This window comes from Ohtaekwangia koreensis (assembly GCF_900167975.1).
Classification (GTDB): domain Bacteria; phylum Bacteroidota; class Bacteroidia; order Cytophagales; family Cyclobacteriaceae; genus Ohtaekwangia; species Ohtaekwangia koreensis.
In genome coordinates, this window is record NZ_FUZU01000001.1 from 1,111,407 (window position 1) to 1,127,404 (window position 15,998).

The 15,998-nt window shown below is 42.8% G+C and carries 16 protein-coding genes; 8 read left to right on the forward strand and 8 right to left on the reverse strand.

The genetic code is table 11. The annotated features are described in order from the left end of the window. The first annotated feature begins 49 nt into the window (after positions 1-49). The 5 genes from lon to B5Y40_RS04860 are packed head-to-tail and all read left to right on the forward strand — an operon-like array spanning position 50 to position 6,632. On the forward strand, positions 50-2,512 hold the full coding sequence (gene lon / locus B5Y40_RS04840; protein WP_079685561.1) for an endopeptidase La: 2,463 nt from the start codon (positions 50-52) through the stop codon (positions 2,510-2,512). Between the two features lies 1 nt (position 2,513). Beyond that, a complete protein-coding gene (def, locus tag B5Y40_RS04845) occupies positions 2,514-3,095 on the forward strand; it encodes a peptide deformylase (protein ID WP_079685562.1) in 582 nt (193 codons plus the stop codon). 57 nt (positions 3,096-3,152) lie between these two features. After that, positions 3,153-4,157 (forward strand): type IX secretion system protein PorQ, encoded by a 1,005-nt coding sequence (gene porQ, locus B5Y40_RS04850; RefSeq protein WP_079685563.1) that lies wholly within the window; start codon positions 3,153-3,155, stop codon positions 4,155-4,157. 4 nt (positions 4,158-4,161) lie between these two features. Then, entirely contained in the window at positions 4,162-5,565 is a 1,404-nt protein-coding gene (gene hslU / locus B5Y40_RS04855; protein ID WP_079685564.1) for an ATP-dependent protease ATPase subunit HslU, read from the forward strand. After that, a complete protein-coding gene (locus B5Y40_RS04860) occupies positions 5,565-6,632 on the forward strand; it encodes a DUF4421 family protein (protein WP_079685565.1) in 1,068 nt (355 codons plus the stop codon). The genes hslU and B5Y40_RS04860 overlap by 1 nt, the downstream gene beginning before the upstream one ends. Before the next feature lie 13 nt (positions 6,633-6,645). Here the strand turns inward: B5Y40_RS04860 and B5Y40_RS04865 are convergent, their stop codons facing one another. After that, positions 6,646-7,149 carry a SixA phosphatase family protein gene (locus B5Y40_RS04865; protein ID WP_079685566.1) on the reverse strand — a complete coding sequence of 168 codons (504 nt, stop codon included), beginning with the start codon at positions 7,147-7,149 and terminating at the stop codon, positions 6,646-6,648. A gap of 65 nt (positions 7,150-7,214) precedes the next feature. Between B5Y40_RS04865 and B5Y40_RS04870 the strand changes: the two genes are divergently transcribed. Continuing rightward, the gene (locus B5Y40_RS04870; protein ID WP_079685567.1) at positions 7,215-8,141 is read left to right on the forward strand and encodes a lysophospholipid acyltransferase family protein; all 927 of its coding nucleotides are present in this window, start codon (positions 7,215-7,217) and stop codon (positions 8,139-8,141) included. A gap of 21 nt (positions 8,142-8,162) precedes the next feature. Here B5Y40_RS04870 and B5Y40_RS04875 read toward each other — a convergent pair whose 3' ends face one another. Both B5Y40_RS04875 and fmt read right to left on the reverse strand, forming a co-directional pair. After that, a complete protein-coding gene (locus tag B5Y40_RS04875) occupies positions 8,163-8,663 on the reverse strand; it encodes a dihydrofolate reductase (RefSeq protein ID WP_079685568.1) in 501 nt (166 codons plus the stop codon). A gap of 19 nt (positions 8,664-8,682) precedes the next feature. After that, positions 8,683-9,603 carry a methionyl-tRNA formyltransferase gene (gene fmt / locus B5Y40_RS04880; protein WP_079685569.1) on the reverse strand — a complete coding sequence of 307 codons (921 nt, stop codon included), beginning with the start codon at positions 9,601-9,603 and terminating at the stop codon, positions 8,683-8,685. Between the two features lie 161 nt (positions 9,604-9,764). On the opposite strand from fmt, the gene B5Y40_RS04885 reads away from it, so the two are divergent. Next, positions 9,765-10,172, forward strand: a complete 408-nt coding sequence (locus B5Y40_RS04885) for a hypothetical protein (RefSeq protein ID WP_079685570.1) — start codon at positions 9,765-9,767, stop codon at positions 10,170-10,172. Between the two features lie 18 nt (positions 10,173-10,190). On the opposite strand, the gene B5Y40_RS04890 is transcribed toward B5Y40_RS04885, so the two are convergent. After that, complete coding sequence (locus tag B5Y40_RS04890; protein ID WP_079685571.1) at positions 10,191-10,490, reverse strand: DUF3817 domain-containing protein; 300 nt, start codon at positions 10,488-10,490, stop codon at positions 10,191-10,193. An 85-nt stretch (positions 10,491-10,575) separates the two neighbouring features. Between B5Y40_RS04890 and B5Y40_RS04895 the strand changes: the two genes are divergently transcribed. Further along, entirely contained in the window at positions 10,576-11,982 is a 1,407-nt protein-coding gene (locus B5Y40_RS04895) for an APC family permease (protein ID WP_079685572.1), read from the forward strand. Between the two features lie 59 nt (positions 11,983-12,041). On the opposite strand, the gene B5Y40_RS04900 is transcribed toward B5Y40_RS04895, so the two are convergent. The 4 genes from B5Y40_RS04900 to B5Y40_RS04915 form a co-directional block, all read right to left on the reverse strand. Next, positions 12,042-12,932 carry an SDR family oxidoreductase gene (locus B5Y40_RS04900; RefSeq protein WP_079685573.1) on the reverse strand — a complete coding sequence of 297 codons (891 nt, stop codon included), beginning with the start codon at positions 12,930-12,932 and terminating at the stop codon, positions 12,042-12,044. A 33-nt stretch (positions 12,933-12,965) separates the two neighbouring features. Next, positions 12,966-13,838, reverse strand: coding sequence for a peptidylprolyl isomerase (locus B5Y40_RS04905; RefSeq protein WP_079685574.1), 873 nt, complete (start codon positions 13,836-13,838; stop codon positions 12,966-12,968). A gap of 27 nt (positions 13,839-13,865) precedes the next feature. Continuing rightward, positions 13,866-14,798: a hydroxymethylbilane synthase gene (gene hemC / locus B5Y40_RS04910; protein ID WP_079685575.1), complete on the reverse strand. Its 933-nt coding sequence runs from the start codon at positions 14,796-14,798 to the stop codon at positions 13,866-13,868. Positions 14,799-14,875: 77 nt separating this feature from the next. Continuing rightward, positions 14,876-15,997, reverse strand: coding sequence for a DNA polymerase III subunit (locus tag B5Y40_RS04915; RefSeq protein WP_079685576.1), 1,122 nt, complete (start codon positions 15,995-15,997; stop codon positions 14,876-14,878). Position 15,998 lies beyond the last annotated feature (1 nt).

Genomic DNA, 15,998 nt, shown 5'->3' on the forward strand with positions numbered 1-15,998 from the left:
CATCGCTGATACGAAGTGCGTGTCAGTTTGGCATTTTTATAAACGAAGCATGTTCAAAGCATTACCGATACAACTCGTTCAGGAAGATTCAGACGATCTTATTCAACTGATAAATCCCGAACAAGACACAGACCTCAAGCCCGAAGATTTGCCGGAAGAACTTTCTATTCTTCCTATCAAAAACACGGTGCTATTTCCAGGCGTTGTTATACCTATAACTGTAGGCAGACAAAAGTCCATCAAGCTTGTTAAAAAAGCTTACCAGGGAAATAGAATTATAGGTGTAGTGGCTCAGAAGAATTCACAAGCTGAAGAGCCTACCATTGAAGAACTATATAGAACCGGTACAGTAGCCAAGATCATCAAGATGCTGGTGCTTCCCGATGGTAACACTACCATTATTATACAGGGGAAGAATCGCTTTACTATAAAAGATTTCGTACAGGAAGAACCGTTCCTCACAGCAAAGATTGAATTACAACCTGAGCCTGTGTTGAATGTAAATGGTAAGGAAGCGAAAGCACTCGTGCAATCTTTGAAAGATGCTGCATCTAAAATATTAAAGCTCAATCCTGAATTACCACAAGAAGCACAGGTAGCACTGGATAATATTTCCAGCATGTCGTTCCTGGTACATTTTCTTTCTTCCAACCTCAACGCTGAGGTGAGTGACAAACAGAAAATACTCGAGACTCAAAACATTACGGAGCGCGGTACATTGTTGCTTCAGTATATGTTGAAAGATATACAGATGCTGGAGATCAAACATGAGATCCAGAAGAAAGTACATACAGATATAGATCAACAGCAGCGTGATTACTTTTTACGCCAGCAGATAAAAGTATTGCAGGATGAATTAGGATATGATGGTCCTGATAAAGAAGTAGAAAAATTCCGCAAGCGTGCTGAAACTAAAAAGTGGTCGAAGCAAGCTGCAGAACATTTTAATAAAGAGCTGGATAAACTTCTGCGCATCAACCCGATGGCAGCCGAATATCCGGTAGCGATGAACTATGTGGAGTTCATGCTTGATCTTCCCTGGGAAGATTATACTACCGATGATTTCGATTTGAAGCGCGCCAAGAAAATACTCGATCAGGATCACTTTGGTCTTGAGAAAGTAAAGACACGTATCCTGGAATATCTTGCTGTACTGAAATTGAAGAAGGACATGAAAGGTCCTATACTTTGCCTGTACGGACCTCCCGGTGTTGGTAAAACATCACTCGGTCGTTCTATAGCAAAAGCATTGCAGCGCAAGTATGTTCGTATGTCTTTAGGCGGTGTGCACGATGAAGCTGAGATTCGCGGACACCGTAAGACGTATGTGGGCGCTATGCCAGGTAAGATCTTGCAGAATATAAAAAAATCACAATCGTCCAATCCTGTATTTATACTCGATGAGATTGATAAAGTGAAATCTGATTTCCGTGGCGATCCTTCTTCTGCATTGCTGGAAGTATTGGATCCTGAGCAGAACAATACATTTGGTGATAACTATCTGGAAGTAGATTACGATCTGTCCAAGGTGCTCTTCATTGCTACCGCCAACTCGCTTGATACTATACATCCAGCGTTGCGCGATCGTATGGAGATCATTGAAGTAACAGGCTATACATTGGAAGAAAAGGTAGAGATAGCGATCAAGCATCTTATTCCAAAACAGTTGAAGGAGCATGGTCTGAAAAACTCAGATGTGAAATTCTCCAAAGACGCTGTGATCAAAACGGTGAACTCGTATACACGCGAATCCGGTGTTCGAAGTCTTGAACGCAAAATCGGAACGCTCGTGCGAAACATTGCCAAGTCCGTGGCGATGGAGGAGGAGTTTGATAAAGTAATTACGGAAGAAACAGTTCGTAAAGTACTGGGCGCAGAGATCTTCGATGAAGAGCTATACCAGGGAAATGATATAGCAGGTGTAGTAACCGGGTTGGCGTGGACACAGGTAGGAGGAGAAATCCTGTTCGTTGAATCAAGCCTGAGCAGAGGTAAAGGTATACTTACCATCTCCGGACAATTGGGAGATGTTATGAAAGAGTCAGCGATGGCTGCGCTATCATACCTGAAATCAAATGCAGAGTCTATGGAGATCGACCACCGATTGTTCCAGCAGTACGATCTGCATATACATGTACCGGCAGGTGCAGTTCCAAAAGATGGACCCTCCGCAGGCATCACGATGTTTACATCCCTGGCGTCTATTTATACTCAACGTAAAGTAAAAGCAAAGCTGGCGATGACCGGTGAGATTACGTTGCGTGGTAAAGTATTGCCGGTAGGTGGTATAAAAGAAAAAATACTTGCTGCCAAGCGCAGTGGTATAAAGGAGCTTATACTGAGCGCTAAGAATAAACGTGACATTGATGAAATTGAAAAGCACTATATCAAAGGCTTGACATTTCATTATGTGAGTACAGTAGATGAAGTGTTGAAAGTCGCGTTGATGAAAGAGAAGGTGAAAGATCCTATGAAATTTGTTTTCTCTGATCAAAAAGCTGTGAACGCGTAACGTGATACTTTCGATTGTTTCATACGGTCATGATGTGCTGCGGCAGAAATGTATAGAGGTCGAACAACACGATCCTGAACTTGAAGCGCTGATTACAAACATGTGGGAGACACTATATGGTGCCGATGGCTGTGGACTCGCAGCTCCACAGGTTAACGTTCCGGTGCGGGTGTTTCTGGTCGACAGCAAGCTTACATACGAATCCATGGCTGAAGAAGATCGTGAATACTTCTACGATGGAGACACCGGTATACATGAAACATTTATCAACGCCCGCATAGCTGAATATTCGGAAGATACCTGGATAGATGAAGAAGGTTGTTTAAGTATACCGGCAATAGCACGCGATGTTGAACGGCCGTGGAGCATCACGATAGAATATGTAGACCGGCAGTTTCAGCCGCAGCGTAAAACATTCAGTGGTATTACAGCACGAATGATCCAACACGAGTACGATCACATCGAAGGCATCCTATACCTCGATTACCTTACACCCCGGCAAAAGTCTTTACTGAAAGACAAGCTGCGAAAAATTTCAGAAGGCGAGATCACAGCCGAATACCCGATGAAGTTTACCAAGTAAAGTGAAGGGTTTAAAAATGCCGGCATGTTTTACGATATTGCAGATTAAACGCTTTTCGTGTTGAAGCAATTACTCCCGGTAATATTCATTTTCTCATGCATAGCATCGTTTGCTCAAACGGGTGGACAAAAATCTTTTGAATTTCTAAATGTCGCCAACAACGCCAGGCTTGCCGCACTGGGTGGTATAAATACATCGCTCAGCGACCGCGATATAAATTTCTTCTACTCGAATCCTGCATTGGTGTCCGATACATTGGCAGGCTTTGCATCAGCAACGTATCAGTTTTATGTAGCAGATGTAGGGCAGTCAACCTTGTCCTATGCACACCGGTTTAACAAAGTAGGTACGCTTGCATTTGGTATTCAGCATTTGAGTTATGGAACCATGCAAGGGTACGATGCTTCAGGCGCAGAACTCGGAACCTATAAATCAGGCGAGACGGCACTGGTCATTGGTAAAAGTCATCAGGTAAGAAATTTCAGATTCGGGGCAAATGTTAAGATGGTCTTTTCCAATATTGCCGGTTATCGCGCCAGTGCAGCGATGATTGATCTTGGCGGAATATTTGTTCATCCAAATCAAGATTTGCGTATAGGACTGGTTGTGAAAAATATGGGAATAGTTTTTTCGGAATATTCCGAAACCAGTAACTCCGAACTTCCATTTGATGTTCAGTTGGGAGCGACCTTTAAGCCCGAGCACATGCCTTTACGTTTTTCACTTACAGCATATAACCTGGCAAAAAAAAATGTTACCTATTATGATGCTGCCAGCGGGCAGGACGAACCCGGAGGATTGGATAAAGTACTGAGGCGCATTAACTTTGGTGCAGAGGTATTGATTCATCGGAATGTAAATATACTGGTGGGCTATAATTACCTTGCGCATCAGGAATTGAAACTTGAAAATGGTGGAGGCGGAGCTGGAATATCCGTAGGTTTTTCGGCACGTATTAAATCATTTGAATTTGTTTTTAGCAGAAGTGGATATGTAGCCGGTAAAGCAGGCTATGGATTAACACTATCATCGAATATAAATCGAATGTTGAGGAGAGGATAAAATTATGATGGACGAAAAATATTTAACACCCAGGCAGATCGTAGAAGAACTTGATAAATATATTATCGGGCAGAAAGAGGCGAAACGAAATGTAGCGATTGCCTTGCGTAACCGTTGGAGAAGGATGAGTACGCGTGCAGAGATACAGGCGGAGATTGTTCCCAACAATATACTTATGATCGGAGCAACGGGTGTAGGTAAAACAGAGATTGCCAGAAGACTTGCAAAACTTGCTGATGCTCCGTTTGTAAAAGTAGAAGCTTCCAAATTTACAGAGGTAGGATATGTAGGACGCGATGTAGAAAGCATGGTGCGTGACCTTGTAGAGCAATCTGTAAACATGGTGAAAGCTCGTAAGAAAGAAGAAGTAAAAGAGAAAGCTGCACAAGCAGTAGAAGATGTTATACTCGATGCGCTGATACCACCGTTGCGTCAGCAGAGCTCTACGCGTTCAACAGGATTTTCACAAACTGAAAATCAATCGGAGGTTCCAACCAGTGATGTAGAACTGAATGAACGTACACGCAATCACTTCCGTGAAAAAATACGCAATGGTGAAATGGAAGATCGTAAGATCGACATCAACATCAAAGGCGGTGGTGGTTCAAATGTAGGCATGGTAGGAGCAGGCATGATGGACGAAGTATCCATGATGAATTTGCAGGAGATGCTGAACGGAATGATGCCGAAGAAGAGCAAGAAACGCAAAGTAACGGTAGCCGAAGCACGTAGAATATTATTGGATGAAGAAGCCGCTAAGCTCATCGATATGGATGAAGTGAAAGAGGAGGCTATACATCGTGCAGAGAATGCAGGCATTATATTCATCGATGAGATCGATAAGATTGCTTCTGGTTCCCGCAAAGGCGGAAGTGGTCCTGATGTGAGTCGCGAAGGTGTACAGCGTGATCTTCTTCCGATCGTGGAAGGAAGCACCGTGAATACAAAGCATGGTGTTATAAAAACAGATCACGTACTTTTCATCGCAGCAGGAGCATTCCATATTTCAAAACCTTCTGATCTGATACCTGAATTACAAGGACGTTTCCCGATTCGTGTTGAGTTGAGCAATCTTACAAAAGATGATTTCATTCAGATATTGAAAGCACCGAAGAATGCACTCACCAAACAATACCAGGCATTATTCGAAGCTGAAAATGTAGAGATATCTTTTGCAGACGATGCTATCGATGAAATCGCCAACACAGCCTTTACGATTAATGCAGATGTTGAAAATATAGGGGCCCGCAGATTGCACACAGTAATGAGTAAACTGCTGAATGAATTTTTATTCGATGTACCAGACAAGATCGGACCGAATGCACGGATTATTATAACGGCTGATATGGTGCGCGAAAAAATGGCCGACTTAATAAAGAACAAGGACCTGAGCGAATATATTCTCTGATGAAATACGGGTTGGTCGCGCTTTTATTTTTTACTATAGCATCGACTATACCTGCGTTTGCGCAGGATGAAATTTCAGTTACCGCTGCAAATGAGCCGGGGTATGATTCCGTTCGGTCGAAGTATATAAAGACATTTCCGAATCATTTTTTTCTGTGGCCGGTGTTAAAGCAGCGCAGGCTTGGATTTGAGATACAACGCGAGAAAGATTCAAAAACTTCCGTGACGTACCGTTCCAACAAGCCCTATAGCTTTGGCCTCGGCATGTATTTGTTCGAGCTGGCGATTGAAGTAACGTTCGCGCTCCCTCAGGACGAAACCAACAGGCGCATTTATGGTGAATCGGATGCCAGCGATCTTCAACTCAATATCATTGGAAGAAAGTGGGGCATCGATGCTTACTTTCAAAACTATGATGGCTTTTACGCGGATGATCCTTCTGTAAAGATTGCGGCTAATCAACCCTACCCGCATCGCCGCGATATAGAGACTCATAACAATGGCGTGAGTGTAAACTATACATTCAACAACAAAAAGTTTTCGTTCCGGTCAACCTATAATTTTATCGATCAGCAATTACGAAGTGCAGGTTCATTCCTCATCTTTGGTTCATTGAGTAGTTTTAAGGCCGCTGGCGATTCTGCCATTCTGGGTGAAGACTATAGCGGCAGGTTCGGAACAGCATCCCAAATAAAATCTTTCAAAGTAACAACACTCGGTATAGCACCCGGCTATACCTATAGCTTGATCTATAAGGGATTTTTTCTCAATGGTACACTCGCGGTTGGCCCAGCACATAACTGGCTGGAGTCGCTTCGTGAAGATGGTGTAGAAAAAAATGATATAAAGTTCAACGCGTATGCCGCTGCCCGTATAGGACTCGGGTATAACGGGGACCGTGTCTTCGGTGGATTTAGTTTTATAGCACAGGGACGCTCTGCAAGATTTGAAGACACACAACTTCTCAGCTCCAATACAACTTTTAAAATGTTGATAGGTTATCGTTTCGGAGAGATCGGATTCTTGAAGAAACGCATCTGGGATTTGCCCAAAGCCCTGATAAACTAGCCCCTATATATACTTAGTCTTTTTGATTTTTCGGATAATCGAAAAACAACATCTTGCCCTTTCCCCAGGACGCATCCTTCCAGGAGTCAATGTTCAGCTGAAATGCGATGACACCACAGGTAGGTATATTATCAATGTCAAGCTCTATATTTTGAAATGAATTCACAAACTCGGTAAGGCCGGGGTTGTGACCAAAAAGCATCACCACGTTATGTTTGTCTTTGATATCCTGTATCACAGCAAGCATACTTTCTTCATCCGCATGGTATAATGATTTTAAGGCCTTGATTTTATCTTTGGGATAGTTCAATACCTTGGCAATTCGCTTGGCGGTAGAATAAGCACGCTTGGCAGAACTGCTTACAATCAAGTCTGGGTGTACTTCTTTTTCCTTGAGTCGTTTGCCCATGCGAGGCGCATCATTCTTACCACGATCGTTTAACGGGCGCTCAAAATCATCCTGCGATGGGTTAGCCCAACTCGATTTCGCATGCCGTACTATGTATAAGGTTTTCATATCCTGGAATGATGCTTTTTTGTGGAGTTTACAAATAAACTTATTAACGCTTATCTTCGCGCCACATGCATGGAGCCAAGAAAATACGCAGAAAGATACGGTATACGATCGTTTACCGGTTTGTTCAGTTCCTGATTTTTATTTCCAACCGCATGCCACGCGTTGCCTGGTTGAAGTTTTGTGGCTTCCTTGGTAAAGTGGCGTATGTTTTTGCTTCCCATACCCGCAAGCTCACACACCGACATTTAACGTTGGCCTTTAAAAAAGAGAAGAGTGCTGAAGAGATAAAAAGGCTATCGCGTAAAACTTTTGAATACCTGGGCAAAAACGCTGGCGATATTTTGCGTGCCTCAGGTTCTGTAAACACCTGGGAAGATCTGCAAAAGTTTTTGGTAGTATATGGATTTGAAAATTATGAAGCAGCCCGCCAGAAGGGAAAAGGTATAATTTTTCTCACCTGTCATTTGGGAGCGTTCGACCTCCAGGTAACAACGATGGCACTACGCGGATTGAACCCGAATATTATCGGAACACCGTTGAAGGATGAACGCTTGAATAATTTGTTGTGGGAATACAGGAACAAGCATGGAGCGATTCCTATTGAACGTGGCCGGGAAACATTCAGAATGCTCAAAATTCTTAAGTCGGGTGGCTCTGTAGCCTTGCTGATCGATCAGGATACAAAAGTTAAAAGTCGTTTTGTGAATTTCTTTGGCAAGCCTGCAGCAACACCTGTGGGAGCGACTGTACTGGCGATGAAGACCGGTGCTATAGTAGTACCAACCTATATATATCTTGGTAAAGACTGGAAGCAACACATGTATATACTTCCTGAAATACCCATTACCGTTACCGGAGACGATGAAGCCGACATGGTCTACAATACACAGATCCTTACGGGATTTATAGAGCAGCAGATCCGCGAGCATCCCGAGCAGTGGGTGTGGATGCACGAGCGTTGGAAAACCAAGCCAGGCGAAGAAGTAGCCTGATATCAGGAAGTATATCTTTCGTTAGCGTCTTTCGTAAACCACGAAATCAAAAGCATATATATGCCGCTGATCAGCAGGATGATGTTGACGGGAGACCTCTTTCCATTCTTCTTTTTTGAATTCAGGGAAGTATACATCACCATCAATGACAGCTTGTATTTCCGTAAGGTATAGCCGGTCTGCTGAAGATAGTGAAGTTTTATAGATCTCGGCTCCTCCAATGATAAAAACTTCTGTCTCTTCATTCTTCCGCGCAAGCGCTAATCCATCTTCTATAGCATTTACAACAATGCAGCCAGGTGCCTGGAAATCTTGTTGGCGTGTTACTACAATGTTGGTTCGCTTGGGCAGAGGTTTGAATTTCGCAGGAATAGAATCGTAATTTTTTCGGCCCATGATGCAGTAATGACCTTGTGTAGTGGTCATGAAAAATTTCATATCATCTGGAAGATGCCACGGCAAATCGTTGTTCTTTCCTATAACTCTATTTTGAGCGTGTGCAGCAATGAGTGATATTTTCATAGTCCGAATGAAAGTCAATTTATAGTTTGTTCCCTCTGAAAAAATCCTGAATGTTCATTCTTCTTTTTCCTTCCGGTTGAAGTTCATCAATAGCAATCCAACCATCCGAAGTCCGTATGTAAAGATAATTTTTATTGTCAGTGTCAATAGTACCGGCTGCACTTTCGTGATTCTTTTTATCCGTGAGCGATACTTTGAAGATCTTAAACGTTTTTTGGTTAATCACTCCCCAGGCGCTTGGGTATGGACTTAATCCTCTTACAAAATTCCGGATCTCTTCACTTGTCTTTCGCCAATCGATCTGACACGTTTCCTTAAATATTTTGGGAGCATGTTTAATTTCTACATCGGCAGGTTGAGGTATAGATGGGAAATCATTCGCTTCTATACTCTGTACAGTTTTTAACACGAGCCTTGCACCTTTGGCCATCATCCGCTCATACAATGTACCAACGGTATCGTCATCGTGAATAGGTTCCTTCTCCTGGTGAATTATACTTCCGGTATCAATCTCATGTTTCAGAAAAAACGTTGTTACGCCTGTTTCTTTTTCACCATTGATAATCGCCCAATTTATAGGGGCCGCTCCACGGTATTGGGGAAGAAGCGAAGCGTGCAAATTAAAAGTTCCGAATGAAGGCATAGCCCATACCACCTCAGGTAACATTCTGAAGGCAACTACGATTTGAAGATTTGCCTGATAACTTTTCAGCTCTTCTAAAAACTCTGGCGACTTTAAATTTGTTGGTTGTAATACGGGAATGTTGTACTTCATCGCGCATTCCTTCACAGGCGAGTATACAATTTTTTGTCCTCTGCCTTGAGGTTTGTCGGGTGCGGTAACGACTGCTACAACGGTAGCCCTATTCTCAATCAAAATTTCAAGACTGGGCACCGCAAACTCGGGTGTGCCCATAAAAATAATACGCAGGTGATTCATAGCTAGTCACAAATATAAGCGTAATGGCTCGTGATTTTAAAGGTGTGAAAATAACACCGCACCGTAGTTATATACAGTGATTCGTTCGATTAGAATGAATAGGACGCGGTTCTTAAGGTTGGCCTTAAACTTGCAATATCAACAGTATAAAACTTAAAGTTATGAAACGTTTATTGGTTGCGGTTTCATTGTTGGTTGCCCTTGCCTCATGTCAGGTTAATATTATAGAACCTCGCTATGATGAGCGCGACAAAGTAGTAGGTTACTATAGCATGGAAGAGTTCAGCGAAACATTCAATGACTATACATACTATACTCTACACGTTACTAAATATGGTACGACTGGAAATGTGCTATATCTTGATAATTTCTACGGAGCAGACATCCAGGTACACGCTTATATGTCAGGAGACAAGGTAACGATACCCTTTCAGGTGGTTGACGACTATGAGATTGAAGGCGTAGGTACCATGCACGGAATGGATTTAAGCCTGAACTATACCGTTCGCGATTTATATAACAATACCCGCACAAACTTCTGCGAAACCTGGGGTGAGCGTAAAGACTAGACCTGCCTGGTCTTTACACTAATCTTCTCTGAATAACTTCTTGTCAGCATAGAATGTTCCGAACGGAACAAGCGATGCGATAAAGGCAAGGAAAGATCGCCAGTAAGTCCAGTTATAGGTGAACTTGGTTTGCACAAGCAACACTATATACGCAATAAAGAGTACACCATGGGCCATGCCTACAATGCGTACAGGTTCCGGGTTGGAGGCCATATATTTCAGCGGCATGGCAATGCCCAGTAATACGAGAAATGATATTCCTTCCAGAAAGGCTACAATGCGAAGTCGGCCTAAAACAGTTGCAATTAGTTGTGTCATGAATTCACGCTATAGGATTACGCCAAAGGTATTTCGTTTTTGTTTGAAATACTTATCTTCCCAAAATATTTAGAGGAAGATACACATGAGTGAAACAAAGTTTAAGCCGGTGCTGGGCTTATGGGATGCCACGATGATCGTAGCGGGCTCCATGATCGGTTCAGGGATTTTTATTGTAGGAGCAGACATCCTGCGAAACGTTGGTGGTTCAGGATGGTTGATCGCTGTATGGTTGATCACTGGCTTCATGACCATTACTGCTGCTGTAAGTTATGGCGAGCTCAGTGGTATGTTTCCAAAAGCCGGTGGCCAATATGTGTATCTGAAAGAAGCGTATAACCCACTCGTTGCTTTCTTGTACGGCTGGAGTTTTTTTGCTGTTATACAAACCGGTACCATTGCAGCGGTAGGTGTGGCCTTTTCGAAGTTTACCGCCTATCTAATTCCTGCTGTAAGCGAAGATATAGTATTGCTTGATTTGGGGTTCACACATATCTCACCGGCCCAGATCCTTTCCATTGTCATTATTATATTACTTACCTATATAAATACCAAAGGGGTAGAAGGTGGAAAGGCAATTCAAACCACATTCACAGTAGCCAAACTATTGAGCTTGTTTGGTCTTATTGCTTTTGGATTGATCATGATGAAGGGAGATGTATGGACAGCCAACTGGACGAACGCCTGGGATCTTCATAAGTTAAATACGGATGGCAGTATAGAAACCTATACTACTATTGCCGCCGTTGGAGCTATAGCAGCAGCGATGGTGGGGTCTATCTTTAGCAGCGATGCGTGGAATAACGTGACGTTCATTGCCGGAGAGATCAAGAATCCGCAGCGCAATATAGGGCTGAGTTTATTTCTGGGGACGTTGATTGTAACGATCATTTATGTGACTGCGAACATCATGTATACTGCAGTGCTTCCGCTACATGAAATAGCATACGCTGAAAAAGATCGTGTTGCCGTTGCAGCGTCTCATGCCATCTTCGGAAATATAGGTACAGTTATCATTGCGTTGATGATCATGGTATCAACGTTTGGTTGCAACAACGGATTGATCCTGGCAGGCGCGCGTGTTTACTATACGATGGCAAAAGATGGTTTGTTTTTTAAACAGGCAGGTCAACTGAATAAATTTGCCGTACCGCAGCAATCATTATGGGTGCAATGTATACTGGCGAGCCTCTGGTGCTTGAGCGGTAAATATGGTGACTTACTGGATATGGTGTCGTTTGTAGTAGTGTTGTTCTACATGCTTACCATCGTTGGTATATTTATTCTCAGAAAGAAACGCCCGGATTTGCCAAGACCTTACAAAGCGTTTGGATACCCTATATTGCCATTGATATATATCGTTATGGGTGTTACGTTCTGTTCATTGCTGATTTACTATAAACCAGCATTTACATGGCCGGGATTAATCATCACGCTGATCGGGATTCCTATATATTACTTTGCTGTGCATCAAAAGAAACAAACACAGTAAGCTCCACAAGATCTTCAAATGAAAAAAGCCATGAGTTGTTCATGGCTTTTTTCATTTGTTTACAGCTGCGATTCTAAAACAGCAAGTCCCTCAGCAAAAGAACGTGGCTCGTAGCCGAGATCAGTTCTCGCTTTATCGATGATAAACCCGGTTCTCGGAGGACGTTTAGCCGGCTGCGTAAATTTTGTTGAATCCGTAAGGCTGATCAGCGATTTGTCAAGCTTGAAATAATCAGCGGTAGCGATGGCGATATCATACGGTGTAAGAAAATCTTTACCAGATATATTATATACTCCTTTGGCCTTCTTCCTGGCTGCGAGGAAACAACCTGCTGCCAGGTCTTCTGCCAGTGTTGGTGTACGCCACTGGTCGTTTACAACCTGGATCTTTTTACCTTGCTCCAGACTATTTTTTACCCACAGCACTATATTTGACCGGCTCATGTCATTCGTAATACCATATACCAGTACGGTGCGAAGTATAGACCATCCAATTTTACTTTTCAGCACTACTTCTTCCGCTGCCAGTTTACTTTCTCCGTAGTAATTTACCGGGTTGGGTTTTTCATTCTCATCAAGCGGGCCTCGTGTCCCATCAAATATGAAGTCCGTTGATACATGCACTAAATGCGTATTGTTCTTTGCGCACGCGTTCACAAGATTCTCAACGGAAGTAACATTGGCAGTCCAGCAGGCCTCACGCTCGGTTTCACATTGATCGACCTGTGTCATTGCAGCCGTGTTGATCACTACGTCTGGCTTTGTTGATGCGAACACCTGGTCAACGGCGTTGGCATCCGTTATATCCAGGCTGTGGTATTCACCTTTTGTAATGGGAAGAACAGATTTACCCCGTGCCGTGGCAATGAGTGTAACCGATGGATCGTTCTCTAAAAGTTCAGTAAGCTTTTGGCCCAGCAGTCCGTTTGAGCCTGTAACAAGAATCTTCATATATAGTATAGAAAGGGTTTATGACGAGAGAAACTATTTTTTGGTCTTTGGTTTCAGTGGATATTGATATCCGTACAGTTTAGTGATTTTCTTTTTTGACACTTCCTCAACGGTAACCGTCATGCGTATATCTTCTACAGGACGATCAAACTGATCTTTTTGTCGCGTAGCAATCGTGTCGATTACCTCAAGCCCTTTAATTACTTTTCCGAAAACCGTATACTCACCATCGAGTTGAGGTGTTCCTCCAACGGTAGAGTATGCCTTTAATTTTTCAGGCGATACTTCTTTTTCTGTTTTTATACCAGTTTGCTTTTCTACCCGTGGTTTTAGTTTCATGATGAAGGCTTGAGCACCTTTCATATCACCGCTCTGGTAGAATTTTGCAATTGAATCATAAGCAGGCTGGTTCGCTGGATTTTGAAAGAACTGCTGCATGGCCTGATTGTATTTTTCCGGATCAATCTTGATTTCATCTTCTGAGGATTTTGATCCTTGTACTATATAAAACTGACTTCCGCTGGAAGCTTTCGCTGGATTTTGTTCATTGCCAAGGCGTGCTGCGGATAGCGATCCCTTTTCATGGAAATATTTCGGGTTGATCTCGGCATCTATAGTATATCCCGGACCACCGCGACCCAGCATTTGTTGTGATCCTGCTTTCTTTGATTCAGGATCACCACCTTGAATCATGAATCCTTCGATGATACGGTGAAAAAGAAGACTATCAAAATAATGCTGTTGTGCAAGCTTGATGAAGTTTTGCTTGTGCTTGGGTGTCTCATCATAGAGTATCGCTACCATGTCACCATATTTGGTTTTAATCGTAACGACATAATCTTTTTCCTGTGCACAACTGGAAATAACAATGCAGATCAATGCGATAATAGAGATCGACTTATTCATAGCTATTCATTCGGTATATCTATATACTTATAGTTGTTGTCTGATTTCTTTCAAAATCTGTTCACCGCCAATGTTCAATACTTCATTGGCAACGGTTTCTCCCAGTTCCTTTACTTCTTCAAATGAGGAAGTGCGTTTTACTTTGATCACGCGCTGGCCATCCAGCGATATAATTCCGGCCTTCAATGAAATGGAATTACCTTCTATATGAGCATAGCCAAAAGAAGGAATGCTGCAACCACCATGCAATGTTTTCAGGAATGCACGCTCTGCATGAAGACATACTTCTGTAGCGGGGTGATTTACCCAACGTGAAAGAATTTCCTTCTTGTCGAATGGTAATTTCTTATGACATTCTATAGCAATGGTTCCCTGGCCAACGGCCGGCACAAAATAACTGGTGGCGATCTTATCCACGATCATATCATCGTATCCCATGCGATGAACACCCGCGTACGCAAGCAGCAAAGCATCACATTCTCCGGCCTGCATTTTAGAGATGCGAGTCTGAAGATTTCCGCGGATGGAGACGGCCTCAACGTTGGGATAAAAATGTTTCAGGAACGCAACCCTACGGGTAGACGAAGTACCAATCTTCAACGTGTCAGCGGTAATGTTGATGTTTTTGTTGGTGCTGACAACGACATCATTAACAAGTTCGCGCTCGGTGAACGCGATGATTTCCAGTTCATCGGGAATATCTGAAGAAAGATCTTTTGCGCTGTGTACAGCTATATCAATAGAACCGTCCAGCAATTTTGCTTCTATCTCTTCTGTGAATACACCTTTGCTGCCAATCTTTGCGATCGATACATCCAGGATTTTATCACCACGTGTATCAATCGGTATGATCTCGGTCGAATACCCGGAAGGTTTTATCAGACTGGCAATATATTCTGCTTGCCAAAGAGCCAGCTTGCTTCCGCGGGTACCGATGCGAATGAGTTTGGAATGAGGCATTGGTGTTGATGTTAGTGTGAAAATATACGTTCGAAATCAGCTCGCTATACATGTATATATACAGCATTGCAGACTGTTTAAGGGTTAAGCGTCTTCGATAATTTTAACGAGAGATCAAGGAAAATCATCTTGGCGCTGCCATTCCGTTCCAGGTGATAAATGGCATCGTTCAATAACTTAAATGATTTTTCAACTTTATCCAGCGTTAATACTTTACTGAAATCCTGTACGAATTTCAATTCATCGCCACGTGTGCGATTCATGTCCTTCGCTCCTGAAAAATTCAACAACGACTCGCGCATCATATTTATACTATAGCTGATCAGGTTTCGCTGGTTGAGCTTATCCAGTGAATGATATTCATCGGCCATCGTTACGAGTGTGCCGTAACTTTTCTTAAAGCATGCACGCATCCACTCTATAAAACGTTGGGTGTTATCGTCTTCTTCGCTATCGATAAGTTTAATCGCCTGGTTGAGGTTTCCTTCCGAAAGCTGTGCTATTTTTTCTGCTTTGCGCGCATCAACTTTATTCTTTTCGATGAGTTGTGCTTGTACTTCTTCGTCATGTAATAACGGAACCGTTACGATCTGCGTACGCGAAATAATCGTAGACAAAAGTCTGTCGGCAGCATTTGTTACCAGTATAAAATATGTCTTTGGTGGTGGTTCTTCCAGTATCTTTAGTATACCGTTCGCTGCTGCGGAATGCATCAGCTCGGGTTGCCAGATGATCATCACTTTATGTGGACTTTCAAATGGCTTCAGCGAAAGCGTTTTAATGATCTCACGACTTTCTTCCCGCGATATAAGTGCTAGCTTATCTTCACCACCGTAATAGTTCGTCCAGTCGTCCAGCGTTCCATACGGTTGCTCCAATAAAAATGCTCGCCAGTTTTTTAGAATCTCAGCTTTAAAGCGATCCTCATCTTTATCATTTTTAACATTGCTAAGCGGAAATACAAAGTGCGTATCGGGGTGAATGAACTTTGCATTTTTAGAACAGGCAGCACACGTTCCGCAAGAATCGTCTCCTTTATTTTCACAATGCAGATAGGTAGCATACGCCAATGCCAGCGGTAAGTTCAATGCACCTTCGGCACCTACAAAAAGTTGAGCGTGCGCTGTATGATTCGCTTTTACAGCATCAATGAGTAATTTTTTTACGTCAGATAATCCTGGAATGTCAGCAAACTTCATG

Bases quoted from the DNA above. Each gene is read 5' to 3' on its own strand.
- B5Y40_RS04865 (WP_079685566.1), bottom strand. From the start codon at position 7,149: ATGAAAACCTTATACATAGTACGGCATGCGAAATCGAGTTGGGCTAAC.
- hslU (WP_079685564.1), top strand. From the start codon at position 4,162: ATGATGGACGAAAAATATTTAACACCCAGGCAGATCGTAGAAGAACTT.
- B5Y40_RS04870 (WP_079685567.1), top strand. From the start codon at position 7,215: ATGCATGGAGCCAAGAAAATACGCAGAAAGATACGGTATACGATCGTT.
- hemC (WP_079685575.1), bottom strand. From the start codon at position 14,798: ATGCCTCATTCCAAACTCATTCGCATCGGTACCCGCGGAAGCAAGCTG.
- B5Y40_RS04885 (WP_079685570.1), top strand. From the start codon at position 9,765: ATGAAACGTTTATTGGTTGCGGTTTCATTGTTGGTTGCCCTTGCCTCA.
- B5Y40_RS04860 (WP_079685565.1), top strand. From the start codon at position 5,565: ATGAAATACGGGTTGGTCGCGCTTTTATTTTTTACTATAGCATCGACT.
- B5Y40_RS04900 (WP_079685573.1), bottom strand. From the start codon at position 12,932: ATGAAGATTCTTGTTACAGGCTCAAACGGACTGCTGGGCCAAAAGCTT.
- B5Y40_RS04895 (WP_079685572.1), top strand. From the start codon at position 10,576: ATGAGTGAAACAAAGTTTAAGCCGGTGCTGGGCTTATGGGATGCCACG.
- B5Y40_RS04915 (WP_079685576.1), bottom strand. From the start codon at position 15,997: ATGAAGTTTGCTGACATTCCAGGATTATCTGACGTAAAAAAATTACTC.
- B5Y40_RS04875 (WP_079685568.1), bottom strand. From the start codon at position 8,663: ATGAAAATATCACTCATTGCTGCACACGCTCAAAATAGAGTTATAGGA.
- B5Y40_RS04905 (WP_079685574.1), bottom strand. From the start codon at position 13,838: ATGAATAAGTCGATCTCTATTATCGCATTGATCTGCATTGTTATTTCC.
- fmt (WP_079685569.1), bottom strand. From the start codon at position 9,603: ATGAATCACCTGCGTATTATTTTTATGGGCACACCCGAGTTTGCGGTG.
- lon (WP_079685561.1), top strand. From the start codon at position 50: ATGTTCAAAGCATTACCGATACAACTCGTTCAGGAAGATTCAGACGAT.
- B5Y40_RS04890 (WP_079685571.1), bottom strand. From the start codon at position 10,490: ATGACACAACTAATTGCAACTGTTTTAGGCCGACTTCGCATTGTAGCC.